Raw genomic sequence first — 18,732 nt, forward strand, 5'->3', positions numbered from 1 at the left:
TGAATTCTGATTACGAAAAATGCCCCCCTAAAGCAGATGCAATGATTCAATCCATGCGTGCTGTGGGATATGATTTTGGGATGGCGGTTTCTGATATTGTCGACAACAGTATCTCGGCAGGAGCAAAAAATATCTGGATCTCTTATTGCTGGAAGGGAGAAGATTCTTTTATGACCTTTTTGGATGATGGTTCAGGGATGACGGATGATGAGCTGTATAATGCTATGCGCTTAGGGTCAACCAATCCGAAAGATATCAGGGAACCTCATGACCTGGGCAGATTCGGGATGGGACTTAAAACAGCGTCGTTTTCTCAGTGTAAATTGTTAACCGTTGCTTCGAAAAAAGAAGGGGCTGTTTCAACCCGTTGTTGGGATCTTGATTTAGTCGATGAGCATCAGGAATGGTTGTTAAAGAAAACACCTTACAGGTCAGCTTCTGAATTAATGAAAGGGTTAGATGAGGTAAATTCCGGAACGATGGTTATCTGGGAAAAACCGGACAGACTTCTTGATCAATTAGAATCTGAACAGGAAAGTCTGGACAGCTTTTTGAAAAAAATACATGCTTTGTCTCAATATTTGGGAATGGTATTTCACCGTTATCTGGAAACCCCGTCGAGAGTGAAAATTTATCTCGGAAACGTGGAAGGAAGTTTTATCCCTGTTAAAGCCTGGGATCCATTTCTTAAAACGCATAAGGCAACCAGAGAACTGAGTGATGAGGCATTTAGAATTTTTAACAACAAGGTCAATGTAAAGCCTTACGTTTTACCGCACATCTCCAAACTGGAAGGGAAAGAACATGAGGAAGCTGCGGGCCCCAAAGGCTGGAATGCCCATCAGGGAATCTACCTGTATCGTAAAGAGAGGCTCATTATAGCAGGGGGGTGGTTAGGTTTAGGGTATAAACAGGAAGACCACTACAAACTTGCCAGAATTATGGTCGATATTCCTAATAGTATGGATCAGCAATGGCATATAGATGTAAAGAAAGCAGCTGCCAAACTCCCTGATGTTTTTGCGAATAATCTAAAGAAAATGGCAAAGGTTACCCGGGAAAAAGCCTCGGAAGCCTATCGTTTCAGAGGGAAATATGGAGCCAGAAAAACGCCTTCGGTTAATCGGTTTGTATGGAAAAAGACCGAAAAAAAGGGAAAAACAAGCTATAAGGTAGACAAAGAACATCCCGTTGTTAATCAATTGTTAGGCGAATTAAAAGATCATAAATTAGCAGTAACAAGGCTTTTAAAGTTAATTGAATCTACAGTTCCCGTTGAAACCATAATTATTGACAATGCCGAGAAACCAGACTCTCTCGAAAAAGAAAAGCATGTCATTACATCCCGTAATTTCCCTCTTAAAGAATGGTTCGAAGATTTTGTTGACCTTGAAATTCAAAAGGGAGTTGCCAAGGAGGATGCATTTAGGAAGGTGCTTTCTATGGAGCCTTTTATTGACTATCCTGAATTATACGCGTTAATCGAAAATTATGAATAGCAATTTATACAAACAGGCGGTAACCATGGTTCAAATGTATTTGGAACCAGGGGTTCCTGTTACCAGTGAGGATTTAGCTACCAAGGTAGAAGAGGTTTGCAGCCTTCCCAAATTCAGGGAGCTGGATATTAAAAAGGTCCAGGAGTTAGTGGAAATGGATGTGTTTATCACCTACTCCGGAGCGGGGGTGTTGGATGCAAAAAGGGATAATCATGAAGAATGGTTGTTTGAAACAGGAGGTACAGTTAAAAAGGAGAGAGAAATTGACTGGAGGTTTTGGAAGCATTACGAGATGTACCTTCGTAAAAATAATTTTCCAGAGAAAGCAATTGAGAACACGGATCTTTGGACGAACAGAATTTTGATGCGATTGGAAGATCCCAAAAGAAAAGGGGGATGGTCCAGAAAGGGAATGGTGGTTGGTGAAGTTCAGTCCGGAAAAACGGCAAATTATACAGGATTAATATGTAAGGCAGCAGATGCAGGGTATAAAATTATTATCGTACTGGCCGGCTTGCATAAAAGCCTGAGAGCGCAGACCCAGCATCGTGTCGATGAGGCTTTTATTGGGTTTAATACTGATAAGGATGACAACAAGTACAGAGAGTCATCACGTATTGGTGTGGGGACTTTTCCTAATCACCCCATAGTTAACTATCTTACAACCAGTAATGATAATGGTGACTTTTCAAATGCAATAGCCCAGGGAGCAGGTATTCAGCTTGGAGGGAATCAACATCCGGTAGTGCTTGTCATTAAAAAAAACAAAAGTATTATAAACAACTTGATACTATGGTGCAGGAGAATGGGCTTGCGTCGGGGGAATAATACCATCGAAAACGTTCCTTTATTGCTTATTGATGATGAGTGTGATAATGCTTCGGTGAATACCAATAAATTAAACTTACATGGGGAGGATACTCCCAGAGATGAAGATGGGAATCCCATTGATGAATTTGACCCTACAGCGATCAATCAGGGAATCAGGACGCTTCTTAAATTATTTAATCAAAGTGCCTATGTAGGTTATACAGCAACGCCCTTTGCAAATATTCTTATTCACCGGGAGTCTGCACATCAGGATTTCGGAGAGGATTTATTTCCAAAGAATTTTATCATATCACTCCCTAAGCCTTCTAATTATGTGGGGCCTTCCAAGTTTTTCGGTTTGGACGGGGATGATATTGCAGGCCTTGAAAGAGTTGAGTCTCTGCCACTCTATAATGCAGTAAGGGATGCAGGTAATTTTATACCCAATAAGCATAAATCAGATTTCAGATTACAGCAAGGATTGCCAAATTCCCTTGTAAAAGCTATTCGGTGTTTTGTATTGAGTTCGGCTATCCGCTATGCGAGGGGGATGGAAAATCAACATAATTCGATGTTGATTCACGTCACGAGATTTACCCTTGTTCAGGGGCAGGTGGGAGACCTCGTTCAGGATTTTGTAGATAAAATGGTCCGCAGGCTTAAGTTTGGTGGAAGTGGTGCAGGTTCCGAATGGCATATTTTACAAAAACTGTATGAAGATGAATACGAAGACATAACTTCTCAGGTTTATGGTGATCAAGAAATTTTGCCATGGGGAGAGGTGAAAAATAATATTCCAAGGGTTCTTGAAAAACTTCAAAAAGTAAAGCGTATCAATGGTTCTGCCGGAGATATTCTTGAATATAAGAAATACAAGGACGTTGGGATTAATGTCATCGCCATTGGGGGCGATAAGCTTTCCAGAGGACTTACCCTGGAGGGGCTTACAGTAAGTTATTATCTGCGGGCTTCCAGAACCTATGACACCTTACTCCAAATGGGCAGATGGTTTGGGTATCGTCCCAATTATCTGGATGTTTGCAGATTATTTACCACTCCTGATTTATATCGGAATTACAGGCATATTGCCATGGCTTCTGCAGAGTTAAAGCAGGAATTTGATTATATGGTGAAACACGATCAGGAACCCTCTCAATATGGATTAAAAGTGCGATCCCATCCTGAAACCCTAACCGTTACCGCAATAAATAAAATGCGGAGTGCTTCCAAAATGAAGGTAACCTACGATGGTCATATGGTACAAACCCTGGTTTGCTCAAATAAGAAGACTCATCTGGTGCAAAATCATAAGTTGTTTACAGACTTGGTAAAACAATATCAATGGGAAGAATTTGGAAAATCAAAACGGGTTGGTTTTAAGACAACAAAGGTCTCCGGAGATACTATTATAAAATTCATTTCAAATTTTAATGTTCCGGGGGCGGTAATGAATTTTAACGCAAAGAGTATCTGCAATTATATTGCACTTCAAAATAAACATCATGAGTTAACCGAATGGACTATAGGTATTTTATCTCCGGAAGATAAAGAAGTGTTTGCTCAGATCGACGAGAAAGACTTTTGCTATACCCGCCGAAGTAGTGAGGTTGAAATAGAAAAGGATAAGATCAGGTTCGGCAAGGCCATTTTGAGTCCGACTCATGAGAAAATTGATTTGACAACAGAAGAGCGGTTAAGACTGGCTGAAACCGGAGGCACGCCAAAGGAAATCAGACAAGTGCGATCTGCAAAGAGAGGACTTTTACTGATCTATATTTTAAAAGGAGAGGATGAACAGGGGCATTCGTATGGTACCGAAGAAGATCCTGTTTTAGGCTTAGTCATGAGCTTTCCGAAAGGCAGGGAAACCCGCGAAGTGGAATATGTGATAGATGCGTTGATCGCTGAAAATATTTAATAATGGTATTAGACTACTTTAGAAACACCTGGGAAGAGTTATCAGGATTAAAAACCGATGAGCAACATTATGTTCTGAGCAAAATAATTCGTGAGGGTGTTCATTTGGGTATTGATAGTTATAAGGGCTCCCGGCTACTTGTGATTGAACTTGATCATGAGAACTCCAGAAATATTCTTATTACTGCACCTGCATGGAAAGGGATAAAATTTTCAGCATTTCCTTTCCAAAATAACAGGGGCGGTTTTTTTCTTGAACTCACCATTGATGGGTTTAGTGACATTTTTGAAGCCATAAGTTTAGACATTGTAACAGGTCTTGAAAATTCAGAGAAATCTGAAAGATATGAGATTGTCCGTTCGGTTATTGATAAGTGGAAAATGTTTTTCGACAGGAATAATGACGGAAGGTTGTCGTTGAGTCAGCAAAAAGGGCTATTCGGAGAATTATGTGGTCTGCATACCATATGTGATAAAATCGGAAGTATTGATTCGTTGAAGGCATGGGAGGGGCCTCTTAAAAAATTACATGATTTTAAATGTAAAGGAGGAAATCTGGAGATTAAATCAACGGCCTTTAATTCACCCCTCAAAGTCAGAATAACGAATGAAAAACAGCTGGATTCCGGGGGGCGTGATCTGCTTTTTCTGGCAGTGTATGTTTTACAGGAATCTGAGAATAAAGGAAAAACCTTAAAGGGCTTTATCCGGGAGCTTAGGGAGCGTTTTTCTGAAAACCCCATAGCCGCTCAGTTATTCGAAGATTTATTGGTAATGTCGGGTTATCATGACAGCAATGATATGCATTACGACATTAAACGCTATTTGGTAATGGATCCTGTTTTTTTTGAAATAAAGGAAGAGTTTCCGAAGATTACCGATGTGCCTGAAGGCATATTTGATGTGAAATACACCCTTGACCTGTCCGGATGCAGCGAATTTAAAACTGCGCCCGAAATGGTTTGGAACAAATTACTTAATTAGTTGTATGGAGAATATTGAAGAGTTTTATCAACACCTGATGCAGCGCATCTTTGCTGAATCCAATGTAGAAGAAGAGGAATTGTTTCAGGAACAGGTGTTTATAGATAATCTGATCGATGTTTTACATGATGCAGGGGAATTAAATAACGGTATCAGGTGTCAGCATAAAACCAGGGGCATAAAGATTGATGGTTATGACATCAACCCCGAACTTAATACTTTAGATTTACTCGTTGCCGATTTTAGGTCAGGAGAGGCTGCTATTGCTGTGGTAACCCCATCAGATTATAATCGTTCCTTCAAAAGAGCCCGGACATTTATTGACAGATGTATGAAAGATACGTTTGTTGATGGCATAGAAGAGTCGGCGGAAATACATGACCTTATTAGAACTGTCAGAGAGGAGTGGGACAACCTGAGACGTATAAGAATTATACTGATTACTAATGGGCAGGTTAAGAAGTTTGATGGATCGTCAGAGAGCCTTGAAGGGAGAATAGATGTATCTTATCAAATCTGGGATCTGAACAGAATGTATCGCTTTGTATCAAGCGGTAATAAAGGGGAGCCTATAAATGTCGATATATCTGCATTTATGGATCAACCTTTGAATTACGTCTCAGCGCCTTCTCAGGATGGTTCATATGATACCTATCTGTGTGTTATTCCCGGAACTTTTCTTTTTGACCTGTACGATAAATGGGGGACTAAGCTTCTGGAAAGAAATGTGCGTGCTTATTTGCAGGCAAGAGGTAAGGTAAATCGGGGAATCCGGAAGACCTTGAAAGAGGAAGGTCATATGTTTATGGCTTATAATAATGGCATAACCGTTACTGCGCAATCAGTGAAAATTATAGGGTCTCAGGATGGTAAATGTATTCAGGCCATTGAAGATTTTCAGATTGTAAACGGAGGTCAGACTACGGCATCCATATGGCATGCCAGATCAAAGGATAAGGCCAATCTGGTTGATGTTTATGTTCAGATGAAACTCACTGTAATTTCTGATGAGGAAACCTTGGATTCCATGGTTCCCTTGATCAGCGAATACTCCAACTCCCAGAACAAGGTAAATACGGCAGATTTTTCTGCTAATGACCCGTTTCATATCAATGTGGAAAAACTTTCCCGAAGGGTTTATGCGCCTGATACGGAAGGAGGGAACAATGAGACATTGTGGTTTTATGAACGGTCACGTGGTTCTTATGACGAGACCAGAAATCGTGAGAGAACCCCAGCAAGAATCAAAGCGTGGGATAAGATACATCCCAGGAGGCAAAAATTCGATAAGGTTCAACTGGCAAAACTTGAGAAAACATGGATGCTTCAGCCGCATGTAGTAAGTACCGGCGGTCAAAAGAATTTTTCTTCTTTCCAGTTGGATATCAAAGAGCAGGGTCTTCAGAAAGTAGATGAGAAGTACTTCAAAGAATTGGTTGCAAAGCTGATTATATGGAAGGAAGCAGAAAAAATTGTTTCAAGACAGGGTATTCCTGGCTACAGGGCTAATATCGTGACCTATACCTTGGCTTCCATTTTAAAACACACATCCAGAAGAATCAATTTGGCTGATATTTGGGAGAAGCAGGAGATCTCCCTTGCCTTTGAAAATACTGTTGATGCTGTGGCCTATAAAATAAGAGAGTTGATCACAGACACCGAATACAACGTGACAGAATATTGTAAGAAAAAAGTTTGCTGGGAAAAAATACAGGATAATAAGACCATTAAGGATACGATACCTACCAGCCTTAAAAAAGAGTTGATAAATGTGGCCCCTCCAACTTATACAAATACTACCACTTCTCCCATGATAAAAGTAAATGAAAAAGATGAACAAACTATAGAGCGGGTCAAACAGGTAGAATCGGCAATTTGGAAAAAACTATCAAGATGGGGAAAACAGACTGGGGCACTACAGACTTGGGAAAATGGCATATGTTATAGTGTTGGAAAAAGATTGTCGTATGGAAATGAACCAACTCTAAAACAGGCAAAGAATGCGGAGAAAATCTATGAGAAAGCTAAGAATCTTGGCTTTGATGCACAGAGTGAATTGGAATAATATAAATGAGATTTAAAGTTAATTAACTTGACTCATTCATAGTCATATCGGGAATAATGATTTCTTCCATATGACGATTTTTGAAAATGTTTGTAGAGTAATATCTGCATAATCGGGAGTGAACTTCCTATTCCATAGGAGGCAGAAATGAATTCTTTCTGGAGAAGGAAAAAATAGATAGCCATCGGAACAAGTTAAAATTGTTGAAGAAATGTATCGTATAGCAACCTGGAATCTGGAGCGGCCTAAACCGAATAGGGAAAAGACCCGGCTCGCGCTACATGCCATTAAAGTTTTGGATCCTGATATACTGGTGCTCACAGAGAGTTCAGATGCTGTTGATTTACCAGGTTACCATATGGTTTCTGCCGATTCTTTCCCGGATAAACCAGACGAGCAATGGGTAGCGATATGTTCCAAATGGCCCGTGGTGAAGCAAATTCCCACATTAGATTCCTGCCGAACCTGCTGTGCTGTTGTGAAGACTCCTTTTGGAAAAATAACGGTGTACGGCACAATTATCCCATATCATATGGCCGGAGTGAACGGGTCGAGATACGAAGACAGAGGGTATAAAGCATGGCAATGGCACTATAAAGATATTGCTGATCAAGGCATGGATTGGCAGCGAATCATCAAGGCTCACCCCGAATATCCGTTTTTTGTTGTCGGAGATTTTAACCAAACCAGGGATGGAGAGAAAGGAGGATATGGAACGATCAAAGGCAGAAAATTGCTTGCCGAAACCTTCGACAGTTTGGAGCTGAGGTGTTTAACTGAATTGAACTTAGCCAGGCTGGGCATGTTAAATGTTCACCCAAAGAAGGCAAAAGTCAGGAGAAATGTGGATCATATCGCAGTTAGCAGATTTTGGTTGGATAATATTGAAGATTTCCGCGTGGGAGCATGGGACGAGTTCACGGAAGGAGGGAAAAACATGTCTGATCATAACGGCGTGTATGTAGATTTTATTCCTTAGAACGTGCCGTTCCATTATTTTTCAGTTAGATGTTTCGTGTATTTTATCCTTTAATTCAGCATACTTTAAGGGGCTGGCAAGCTTCTCCAATTCTGATAACCCAATCTGACTTCTGTTTTCAAGAAGTGCGTTTAAGGTGTCTGTAGGGACGATATAAAACACCCACTGATCTAATGCCATGGGATTAATAGTTCGCTGATTCTTATGGGCCAGCAGGCAAAAAACATACATATCAGCTTGCCTTCTGACTTCCTCATCGTAAGTTTTAGTTTTATAATTATAGGCCTTACTGGGTTTTATAGAGAAGGACATTCTTGAAAAGCCATCCTGTTCCCATGATTGTATATAGGCTGAAGATTTCACTTCGATCTTTAATCCTTTATCGGTTATCAGGTCATAGGCATCCCATTCATTGCGAATCAGTGGCTCTTTTATTTCTAACGCCTGACGCACAATAAATTCTGCCAATATACCCCTTGTGGCATTCGAAAGGAGATCAGAGGAACTCCATTTCCAAAAATCCTGAATCTTCCAGTCTAAGACCTGGCCATTGTTCGTTGCTGTTTCTTCTCCGGTCTTTTGTTCGGCCTTTATGGAAGGTAAATGCTTCATATGATGAATATTTAATGCAGCAAGACCTCATTTTCAATAATCCAGTCTCTGATTCGATTTAGATTCTTTAATCCCTCTTCCGCTGCGGGTATTTGATCGTTAAAATTTTTTGTTCTGTCAATTACTGAAGAGTTCACTCTGATGGAAAAACTTTTGGTATGGGTTTTTATCTTAGCCCAATTGGGGAGTTGTCTGGTGAGGGTAGCTTTCACTTCCTCTGAATAACCGAAGAAAGTGGCATCGGTATTACCTTGCGCAAATTTGTGATAAAAGACGATGTTGTTCAATCTCCTGTCATACATCATAGGCCAGTCGCTTTGATGCGGAACAATGTCGGGACGTTTCATTTCCAGATCCGGATAATACTCCTCCCGGTACCGCCAGTAGGCATGCCAAAATGCCTGAACAGGCTCGGAGTTTACCGGATGATATCCACGTCTTAATTTTTCGATGGCAATTCTCAAAAGCTCACTCTTAAACCAGCTTCTACGGGTGCCAGTAGCTTTGAGTTGATCGGCTACTTCTTCATAGGTTACATAACTATCAAAATCATTTTGATTTTTACAATACAATTCAGGGGCGACTAAAATTGCAAAGGCAAGGTCACAGTCGTTTGAAGCAATATAGTTCTCAGATCTTTGTTTATAACGATGGTATTGTTCATCCTGAAAGCAGGCGTCGAGCTTATTTTCAATAAGAAGATATACCTTTTTATCATTTGAAAAATAGGAAAGAAGGATGTCTGTTTCTCCCAAGCCAAAGGCTGTTATGCTTTTCCAGGCACCTTCTGTTATTGTCAACTCAGGAAGATTTAACGAATGAACAAACCATTTCGCGAAAGCATCATGAGTGTTTAATTCCTCGAGCAAGAGTAAATCTATATCTCGTTCCTGTACAGATTCTACGGGTAAAATTGAACGATCCATGTTATAATTCAGATAGGGAAGCAGGACTAAGTATATGAGACTTCAGAAGGGATTTTAAATTAGGTATTATCCTTTATATTTCTGTTAATTTTCGGATTACCAGACAATATTTCGCTCCAACTGCTGCTCCTCTAATAAGGCAATGCAGCAAGTTAAAACAAGTTCCTTTTCATCACTCTCGTCAATCTTGATTATAAAAACCTATCCCTACTCCACTATCACCGTGTTTCTTTTAGGGTAGGTAACGGTATATTCCAATATCAATTCCTTTGTTTCAGATGGCGCCAGCGAGAGTTCCCAGGTGACGATTCCGGTAGATTCATCCAGTTGTCCGCCAGAAAGTTCTTCGATATCCACTTTGATCTCATCCAGGCGGGAGATCGGGGCCTGGTCTAATACCACCAGGTTGATGGTCGATGGTTTGTTGTTCCTGACTGTGATCTTCCAGCGGCGGGTCTCTTCCTTACGGCTGCCGATGAATCTTTTGTCGCTGAAATCCCGGTCTTTCTCCCGGTTCACCATGACATTTTTATCGCGCCCCAGCGACAGTTCCAGCTCTTCTGAGGCATATCGGGTGTCGAGCAGGGTCTTGCCCACATATGTGTTTTCAAAGAAGATGTTCGCCTCCCCGGCCAGGAGGTCATATTGTTCCCAATCTGAAATGCTGGCCAAAAGATAGGCTTCTCTTTCCACCTTGGGAACGGCATAGTACCGGTATGTAGCCGGCAAACTGTAGCGGGTCATCTCTACGGTCTTCCCCTGATTGTTCGAGGGTACCGAATAGGGCATATCGATCTTAAAATCGACCGTGGTCTGGTTGCGTACCGTTTCCAGCGGAATGCCCACAGCTTCTTCATCCTGAAGAATTAATCCCGCGGCCTTGCCTTCAAGAGCCCGGGCAATATCATTGTTTTTCCTGCCGCCATATCCCACTACCACTACTTCCTCCAGGGCCTGGGTGTCTTCTTCCAGGACCACGTTCTGCGTTGAGCTGCGTACCGGAAGATTCTTGGTTTGCATGCCGATAAAGGTATAGCTCAGGATGCTGTCGTCGCCGGGGATGGCCAGGGAGTAAAATCCGTCGAAATTGGTTTGGGTACCTATGCTGGTCCCCTTGACCACTACATTCGCGCCCGGTATGGGGTCACCATTCCGGTCTCTTACAAATCCTGATACCTCGTTGATATTGCGTTCGTAAGATGGGGGTCTGGAGTTATAATCCAGGTACCAGGTTTGCAGTTCCGGGGCTGTGCCTGAGGTGTTCGGATTGGCCGAAGAGAACTTCAGTTTCACATCCTTCCAGTCTACCCTGGTGTCCTGCCTTACGTTGGCATGGTAGACCAGGGTAACCGGCTCGTTCACATCCACCGCGCGAATGTCGTAACTCGGGTACCATCCGGCATTGTTCACCAGGTAGCTTACGGTGATCTTGGTACTTACCGGCTTATCAGATTTCACAACAACGTTCACTTCTCCGGGGGCGAAATCCTTATTGCTGAGAAGGGCGCGCAGCTGGTCTTCCACAGAGCGTTTTTCGTTTTGCAATTCCTCCAGCTTTTCCTGTCGCTTCAGTTCCTCCATTTTTAAGGAAGTCAGGGAGTTGCCGTAATAGTCAGAAGCGGTTCTCAGATCGGCGGCAGATACAGGTTGGTTCTTTCCGCCTATATCGCGGTTGTCTTTCAGAAAGCCCAGTTTTTCAGCAATGATCTCCAGGTGTGTGCTCTGCGTTTTGATCCGCCCGATGATATCGTCCAACTGCTTTTCCAGCTTTTTCAGATTCTGAGACCTCTCGATGGTATCGAGGAAGTTCTGCCGGTGTTCTGCTGACAAGATCATGATTTTCCGGTCTGCTGTAACCTGCAGGCTTTTCCCCTGAATAAAAGGCGAAAGGCCCACAAAGGAAATGTGGGTTGTTCCCGCCGGCAGTTCGATCTGCTTTTTACGGGTGATCTGGGCTCCTTCCATAAATACGGTCACCTCGCTGATCTCTGAAGTCACCTTTTTTTCGTTCGGATTTTGTGACAGCACCTGGAAGCAGGCAAAAACAGTGAGGCAAAGGAAAAATTGTTTCATAGGTTGATTAAAGTTTTGATAAGATAATGGATGGTAATTACGCCTTGAAAGAACGGCTTCAGGCTGAGATTTTCTCATTTAACTGCCTCCTCCCCATAATGAAATACAACAGGCTACCGAAGAAATTCGCAAAAAGCACAATGAGCACCCAGATCAGTTTGTCTTTGGAGTCAAAGGGTTTGCGAATGATGTCGATCAATGCGATGATGGGAAGAATAATACTTACGATCGTTAAGATAATAATGAGGCTTACTTGCCAGGGGCCGATCATTCCTAAGAAATGGGTCATGATTTTAAGTTTTAGGTTGTTGGTTTTAAATATAGAAAATTTTACGCAGAGAATGGAGAGTAGAGAATGGTTATTAGTGAGTGGTGAGTGGTGAGTAGGGAGTGGGTTTGTTGATTTCGTTTTTCAAATAAGACTTAGTAGAATGAATGGGGTTTTCATAAATGGTTATTTACTTTTTGCCATTGCCGCAAAAAGTAACAAAAAGGTCTAGTCCTTGAGTCCTCGGCCTTCCACAATTGGTTCGTCAACTAAACCAGCTGAACTCGGTATTCTAAGAATACCTCAAACAGCACCTGGTTTTTAACGTTGACCTCACCATGTGGAACCTGGCCTACAGACTCTAAAGGACCTGACTTTTCTATTTACGTGTTACTTCGCTTAGCGGATACCCTGCCACGTCAGGCAGGCTCACCTACGAAGCTAATAGGCGGGTCACGATACGTACTGTTTATCTGAAGGAAAAAATAATCCAACATCTATAACCTATCATTAATCCCTGCTGGCTCGATTTTGCTGGAAATATTACAGAAGGTCGGTTGCTTTCAAATTGTCTATTGAGGTAATTTAACAAAGTGGATCCTGGCTTGCGGAGCCTCAATGCGCCTAGCGCTACGTTTTGTTTATCTGAAGAAAAATCATCTAAAATCTATAACCTACAATTTACCATTTAAAATTCATCATTAATCCCTGCTGCCTAGATTTTGCTGGAAATACTAAAGAAGGTCGGTTGCTTTCAAATTGTCTTTTGAGGCAATTTCACAAAGTGGATCCTGGCTTGCGGAGCCTAATGCGTCTAGCGCTATGTTTTGTTTATCTGAAGAAAAATGATCCAACATCTATAATCCATAATTTATCATTTACAATTCATCATTAATTCCTGCTGCGGTGATTTCGTCGGAATTACCATATGGGTGATGATTTTTGGATCAAAAAAACCTTATTCCAATCCTGCTCGCAGCATGGGTGTTTCATAGGTATAAAAACCTTTCGGGGCGGTCACGGGACGGGTAAGACTTTTGCCTTTTCCGGTATGTGCTTCTATGTAAAACTCAATTCCAGAGCTTTCAGGTTTTAAAGGCAGTTCTGAATACCAGTGATTGTTCCCTTGCCATGGCTGCATTTCTTTCTGATTCCAGGTGCTTTCTCCCGATGTTCGCCATTGAAGGGTCAGGCTTAAAGTCTCCTGTTCACCTCCATAATCTTTCGCGCTGGCATAGACTATGGGTAAACCGGAAGAGGTTTCAACCGCAGGAGCATTTACAGACAGAAAGATCATCTGCTCATCCCAAACGGCACGGGTTCGGCAATGAATGGCATCTTCATAGCTCCATCCATGGTTCACGCCCCACTCCCGATAGCGGTCAAAAGGAAATTCAGACAGATAAGCCTCCTGATCCAGGAAGAAAGGAAAACCCTTTACTGTATACCCCGGCAGAACGGAACGCCAGGTATCGAGAGCGAGGGAATCTGATTCCAACCCATAGAGTGGCACGTATACATTTTTATTCAATATCAATGAATTGCTGTAGGCGGTCAGATATTCCACTCCATCGTCAGTCAGAAACGGTTCAGTTTTAATTCGTCTGATGGTGTAGGGTTGTCCGTAACTGTTCTTCAGGTTCTTCAGCGTATCGTTCACGATCTCTTCGATAATCGGGTGCGAAGGATGGTCTTCCGGTGGTTCAGCTACCAATAGGGTTCTTTCATCCACCAGCTTCAGCAAACAATCAATATGTTGTATCCCGTCTTTCTCAAAATTTGGGATAATCTGATAATTGGTTATGCCCAGTAAAGAATCAGCCCGCTGAAAGAATTCGTTATCCGAAACTCCGTTATACCGGTTCTCAGTGGTGAGAATACAGGTGGAAATCGCCGTGCCTGCGCCGTCAGTCAGCATATTTCCACCGGTGAGGGTGATCGGTACCTGATGGGTTTCAAAGCCCAGTTGCTTTGCTAAACTGTCGATATTGTGATCAGATATTTCACTGTAGTAAGTAGACCCATCCTCGTTTTGCTGCAGCTCCAGGGAATCATTACAGGCAAGATCAGAATACGGGTCAGAATTTTTAAAGGTGACATCTGCCAGTTTCATTTCTTCTTTATTGTTGAATACTGCCGATGGTCCCCAGTCCCTGAGCCAGAAGACGTCGTCATCAAAAGGCAGTTTAATAAAAGTCACCTTGTTCATGTCGATACCCCATGAAGTAAACCATTTACGGGCTTCAGCCTCACTGCTGTCATTTTCCACCACGGGATAGATATGTGTGTCTTTGGAAAGCTCGATGATAAGCGCCTTTGGAATAACCGGCGGACAAGCGAACATGACACCCTTGGCGGGTTCCCATTCGGCAGGAACACGGTAGGTGGTAAATTCATAGAAATTTTCTGCTGCCGGAAGCGCCTTTTCCTCCTTCTTCTCGCAGGAAATGAGAAGGCTCATCGCCAGGAGTATCAAACTCAGTCTTGAAATAGAAAGTATCATTGGGTTGGTTGTTGATTATTAAATATAGAAAATTTTACGTAGAGAATGGAGAATGGTTATTAGTGAGTGGTGAGTAGTGAGTAGGGAATGGGTGAGATGATTTCGTTTTCAAATGAGACTTAGTAGAATGGATGGGGTTTTCATAAATGTTCTTTTACTTTTTTGCATCGCCCAAAAAAGTAACAAAAAACGCTAGCCTTCGCTTCTCGGCGATCCGCTTAACGCTTGAACCCTAAATTAAAAGAACTCGTTCGCTTCGCTACCTCAAACAGCTTTTAATTTTACGGATTACTTCGCTTAGCGGATACCTCGCCTACGAAGCTAAAATGCAGGTCACGATACGTTCTGTTTATCTGAAGGAAAAAATAATCCAACATCTATAACCTATCATTAATCCCTGCTGGCTCGATTATGCTGGAAATATTACAGAAGGTCGGTTGCTTTCAAATTGTCTATTGAGGTAATTTAAAAAAGTGGATCCTGGCTTGCAGAGCCTCAAGGCGCCTAGCGCTACGCACTGTTTATCTGAAGAAAAATGATCTAACATCTATAATCTACCATCTAAAATCCCTCCTGACTTTCCTTTGTACTACTAACGACTCCCGATTCACGACTAACCAATTTTCCGTAACTTAATAGAGATCAACACCTTTATTATGAAATCAATCTCACTAACGGTTAACGGAACTTCCCAAACCCTGGAACTCGATCCGGGTACGCCCTTGCTGTATGTGCTGCGGGAGGAACTGGAGCTCAACGGACCGAAATTCGGGTGCGGACTCCAACAATGCGGAGCCTGTATGGTCATACTCGACGGAAAGGCTACTCCCTCCTGCGTGTTGCCGGTTGCTGCTGCGGAAGGAAAGGAGGTGGTGACCCTGGAAGGACTTGCGAAAGAAGATGGCACCCTCCACCCTGTACAACAGGCCTTTCTCGATGAACAGGCAGCCCAGTGCGGGTACTGCCTCAACGGAATGGTTATGCATGCCGTTTCGGTACTTGATGAAAATCCGGCTGCCGGGGAGGAAGAAATACGGGAAGCCCTCGATATCAACATCTGCCGCTGCGGAACCCACTCGCGTATCCTCAAAGCCATTCTTAAAGCCCGGAAGTCATGAGTACACGAAGAACTTTTATCAAACAGGCAGGAAGTATCACCGTTGGGTTTTCCCTGCTCGGCCCCCTTGCCTGTACGACCGAGGCGCAGAATAGCGCGCCCATCATTCCCGGAGGTCAGGTTGATGAAAATAAGATCGATGCCTGGATCAAACTACTGGATGACGGAAGTATACAGGTGATCACCGGGAAGATGGAACTGGGGCAAGGTCTTTCCACCGCCATCTTACAGGTAGCTGCAGAAGAACTCAACACTCCTTTTGAAAAGCTATCCCTGCAACTGGCCGAGACCGGGGTTACTCCCGATGAGGGGATCACCGCAGGAAGCCGGTCGATGGAAACCAGCGCTATGAGCGTACGACAGGCGTCAGCCTGCCTGCGGGAGATCCTGCTTGAGAAAACCGCTGAAAAATATGCAAACGAGATTGCCTCCCTGCAGGTGGAGAACGGACAGGTCTCAGGGGCCGGAAACACCTATTCCTTCAAAGAGATCCTGGACGGGGAGCAGGTGGAAAAGTCCGTTTTTGAACCTACGGAATACTACGGGAAGACCCGCCGGAAGTTTGTCGGACAACCCCTGAAGCGACCCGACCTGGAAAAGATGGTCAGGGGAGAGGCTTTTTATGTACAGGACCTGCGTTTTCCGAACATGGTGCATGCCCGCGTGGTGCGTCCGCCTTCTTATACCGCCTCTCTTAAAAGCATCGATGACTCAGGCCTGGCCGATAGTCCTGGTTATGTAAAACTGGTTCGCAGTGGTTCCTTCCTGGCCGTGCTGGCAGAAAAGGAATCCCAGGCGGTGGGATTGCAACGGTCGGTGAAGGGAAAAGTGACATGGGATACGGGACAGGAGTTAAAGCAAGCAGATGATCTTGCCTCCTTTGTGAAGTCCCTGCCTTCCGATACCAATGTGGATGAAGAGACAGGTGACTGGGCAGATGCAGCTTCGGGAGCTGCCATCACACTCGAGGCGACCTACGCCAAACCCTGGGTGATGCACGCAGCCAACGGTCCGTCATGTGCAGTGGCTATATTTGAAGATGACCAACTTCATATCTGGTCACACAGCCAGGGGGTATATCCGCTGCGGGAGACCATTGCCAACCTGGTCAAACTTCCGCAGGAAAAGGTGCATGTCAAAGGGGTGCCGGGATCGGGTTGTTACGGACATAACGCGGCAGATGATGTGGCGGCGGAAGCAGCCCTGATCGCCATGGAAATTCCCGGGCGGCATGTACGCCTGCAATGGATGCGGGAGGAAGAGCACGGCTGGGAACCTTATGGTACCGCCATGGTGATGGAACACCGGGCTGCCCTGGACAGCAACGGAAAGATACAGGGGTGGCAGTATGAGCTGTGGAGTGATGCCCATTCAACCCGCCCCACCTCGGGAGATCCGGCGAATCTCTTACCCGGCCGTTATGTGGAAGCTTCCTTCGGGACACCCGGACAAGGCTGGCGGGGAGGGGCCATTCGCAACGCCCCACCCATCTATCAAACCGATGCCTTTACACTGACCTCCCATATTTTTGAGGGCCCGCTTCGCGTTTCCGCCCTGCGCTCCCTGGGCGCCTACGCCAATGTTTTCTCGATCGAATGTTTTATGGATGAGCTGGCCGAAAAGGCTGACGTGGATGTTTTTACTTTCCGTATGAACCACTTGCAAGACGAACGTGCCATTGCCTGCCTGGAACGCTTGCAGGAGATGACTCAGGAGGTGAATCCTGCAGATAACCAGGGACTGGGAATCGGTTTTGCGCGCTATAAGAATTCCGCTTCCTATTGTGCGGTGGCGGCCCTGGTAGAGGTAACCGACGGAAACCCGGTAGTGAAGCAGATGTGGGGGGTGATCGATGCCGGGGAGTGTATCAATCCTGACGGACTTAAAAACCAGACCGAGGGAGGCATGATACAGAGTGCCAGCTGGACCCTCAAAGAGGCAGTCAAATGGAATGATCAGCACATAACCTCAGTCGACTGGCAGTCGTACCCGATGTTGCGATTCAAGGAGGTTTCCATAGTGGAAGTCGAGGTGATCGACCGGCCGGAACTGCCGCCCCTTGGCGCCGGGGAAGCTGCGCAAGGGCCTGCCGCTGCCGCGGTGGTTAATGGGATTTATTTTGCTACGGGAAAAAGGGTAAGGATTCTTCCAGTAGGGAGGTTAGGGTAATAGAATAAATAACAATATTAAAATCAATTTCCTCTACCCCGGCCCTAAAGGGCGGAAATTGATTTTCAGAATTTGAATTAATGGAAAAGAAAAAGAATTTAGGTCATGATTTAAGTATGTGGAAAGGAGCTAATGCTCAGACATTTTCAAAGGCAAGAGAGCTTAGAGGTAAAATGACGCCTACTGAAAATCTTCTGTGGAATGTTTTAAATGAGATACCCTTCAGGACCCATAAATTTAGAAGGCAGCATCCTTTTGGTCATTACATATTGGATTTCTATTCACATCAATTGAAACTTTCCATTGAGGTTGATGGAGAGTATCACCAGCAGGCAGATCAACTTGAATATGACAGAATGAGGACGGAATTTATCAATTTCCAAGGCATAAAAGAGATGAGATTTACAAATAGGGAAATCGAGGATAATCTCGAAGATGTCATTAAGCAAATACATGCTTTTATTGAAAGCTCCTCTTCCAAAACCCTTTAGGGAAGCCGCAGGCAGGGCTTTTTTGGAAGAGGAGGGATGCAGTGGAATCTATCCGCGTTTGGATGCTGTTGTCTTTAAGAAAGTTAAAGTAAGCGATAAAAGTCTGGGAGGTGTATTTTTTGTATTTCAATACCAGAGTGGATGCATAAGCTTCTGACAGTTTTTAATTATACGGGTTACTTCGCTTAGCGGATACCCTGCCACGGCAGGCAGGCTCACCTACGAAGCTAAAAGGCAGGTCACGAAACGTTCTGTTTATCTGAAGGAAAATGATCTAACATCTAAAATCTATAATTTATCATTACTCCTGCTACTTTGA

At 43.7% G+C, this 18,732-nt stretch carries 13 protein-coding genes; 8 read left to right on the top strand and 5 right to left on the bottom strand.

Translation table 11 applies throughout. The annotated features are described in order from the left end of the window. The first annotated feature begins 41 nt into the window (after positions 1–41). From K7R10_RS14300 to K7R10_RS14320, 5 genes are all read left to right on the top strand, one after another. On the top strand, positions 42–1,499 hold the full coding sequence (locus K7R10_RS14300; RefSeq protein ID WP_224485412.1) for an ATP-binding protein: 1,458 nt from the start codon (positions 42–44) through the stop codon (positions 1,497–1,499). After that, positions 1,492–4,227, top strand: coding sequence for a Z1 domain-containing protein (locus tag K7R10_RS14305; protein WP_224485413.1), 2,736 nt, complete (start codon positions 1,492–1,494; stop codon positions 4,225–4,227). The genes K7R10_RS14300 and K7R10_RS14305 overlap by 8 nt, the downstream gene beginning before the upstream one ends. Positions 4,228–4,229: 2 nt before the next feature. Next, positions 4,230–5,210 carry a PD-(D/E)XK motif protein gene (locus K7R10_RS14310; RefSeq protein WP_224485414.1) on the top strand — a complete coding sequence of 327 codons (981 nt, stop codon included), beginning with the start codon at positions 4,230–4,232 and terminating at the stop codon, positions 5,208–5,210. A gap of 4 nt (positions 5,211–5,214) precedes the next feature. Continuing rightward, entirely contained in the window at positions 5,215–7,275 is a 2,061-nt protein-coding gene (locus tag K7R10_RS14315) for an AIPR family protein (protein ID WP_224485415.1), read from the top strand. A gap of 211 nt (positions 7,276–7,486) precedes the next feature. After that, positions 7,487–8,254, top strand: coding sequence for an endonuclease/exonuclease/phosphatase family protein (locus K7R10_RS14320; RefSeq protein ID WP_224485416.1), 768 nt, complete (start codon positions 7,487–7,489; stop codon positions 8,252–8,254). 21 nt (positions 8,255–8,275) lie between these two features. On the opposite strand, the gene K7R10_RS14325 is transcribed toward K7R10_RS14320, so the two are convergent. From K7R10_RS14325 to K7R10_RS14345, 5 genes are all read right to left on the bottom strand, one after another. Beyond that, on the bottom strand, positions 8,276–8,866 hold the full coding sequence (locus K7R10_RS14325) for a hypothetical protein (protein ID WP_224485417.1): 591 nt from the start codon (positions 8,864–8,866) through the stop codon (positions 8,276–8,278). A gap of 11 nt (positions 8,867–8,877) precedes the next feature. Then, positions 8,878–9,792 carry a PD-(D/E)XK nuclease family protein gene (locus K7R10_RS14330; protein WP_224485418.1) on the bottom strand — a complete coding sequence of 305 codons (915 nt, stop codon included), beginning with the start codon at positions 9,790–9,792 and terminating at the stop codon, positions 8,878–8,880. A gap of 207 nt (positions 9,793–9,999) precedes the next feature. Further along, complete coding sequence (locus K7R10_RS14335) at positions 10,000–11,865, bottom strand: mucoidy inhibitor MuiA family protein (RefSeq protein ID WP_224485419.1); 1,866 nt, start codon at positions 11,863–11,865, stop codon at positions 10,000–10,002. A gap of 58 nt (positions 11,866–11,923) precedes the next feature. Continuing rightward, on the bottom strand, positions 11,924–12,154 hold the full coding sequence (locus K7R10_RS14340) for a PLD nuclease N-terminal domain-containing protein (RefSeq protein ID WP_224485420.1): 231 nt from the start codon (positions 12,152–12,154) through the stop codon (positions 11,924–11,926). A gap of 937 nt (positions 12,155–13,091) precedes the next feature. Continuing rightward, positions 13,092–14,636 (bottom strand): agmatine deiminase family protein, encoded by a 1,545-nt coding sequence (locus tag K7R10_RS14345; RefSeq protein ID WP_224485421.1) that lies wholly within the window; start codon positions 14,634–14,636, stop codon positions 13,092–13,094. A 656-nt stretch (positions 14,637–15,292) separates the two neighbouring features. On the opposite strand from K7R10_RS14345, the gene K7R10_RS14350 reads away from it, so the two are divergent. The 3 genes from K7R10_RS14350 to K7R10_RS14360 all read left to right on the top strand — a co-directional run bounded on the left by K7R10_RS14350 (position 15,293) and on the right by K7R10_RS14360 (position 18,413). Next, on the top strand, positions 15,293–15,754 hold the full coding sequence (locus K7R10_RS14350) for a (2Fe-2S)-binding protein (RefSeq protein WP_224485422.1): 462 nt from the start codon (positions 15,293–15,295) through the stop codon (positions 15,752–15,754). Next, complete coding sequence (locus tag K7R10_RS14355) at positions 15,751–17,922, top strand: molybdopterin cofactor-binding domain-containing protein (protein ID WP_224485423.1); 2,172 nt, start codon at positions 15,751–15,753, stop codon at positions 17,920–17,922. Before K7R10_RS14350 ends, K7R10_RS14355 begins: the two co-directional genes overlap by 4 nt. Before the next feature lie 80 nt (positions 17,923–18,002). Then, on the top strand, positions 18,003–18,413 hold the full coding sequence (locus K7R10_RS14360) for an endonuclease domain-containing protein (protein ID WP_224485424.1): 411 nt from the start codon (positions 18,003–18,005) through the stop codon (positions 18,411–18,413). The last annotated feature ends 319 nt before the right edge of the window (positions 18,414–18,732 follow it).

Origin of the sequence: Robertkochia aurantiaca (genome assembly GCF_020166495.1) — a bacterium.
GTDB classification, from domain to species: domain Bacteria; phylum Bacteroidota; class Bacteroidia; order Flavobacteriales; family Flavobacteriaceae; genus Robertkochia; species Robertkochia aurantiaca.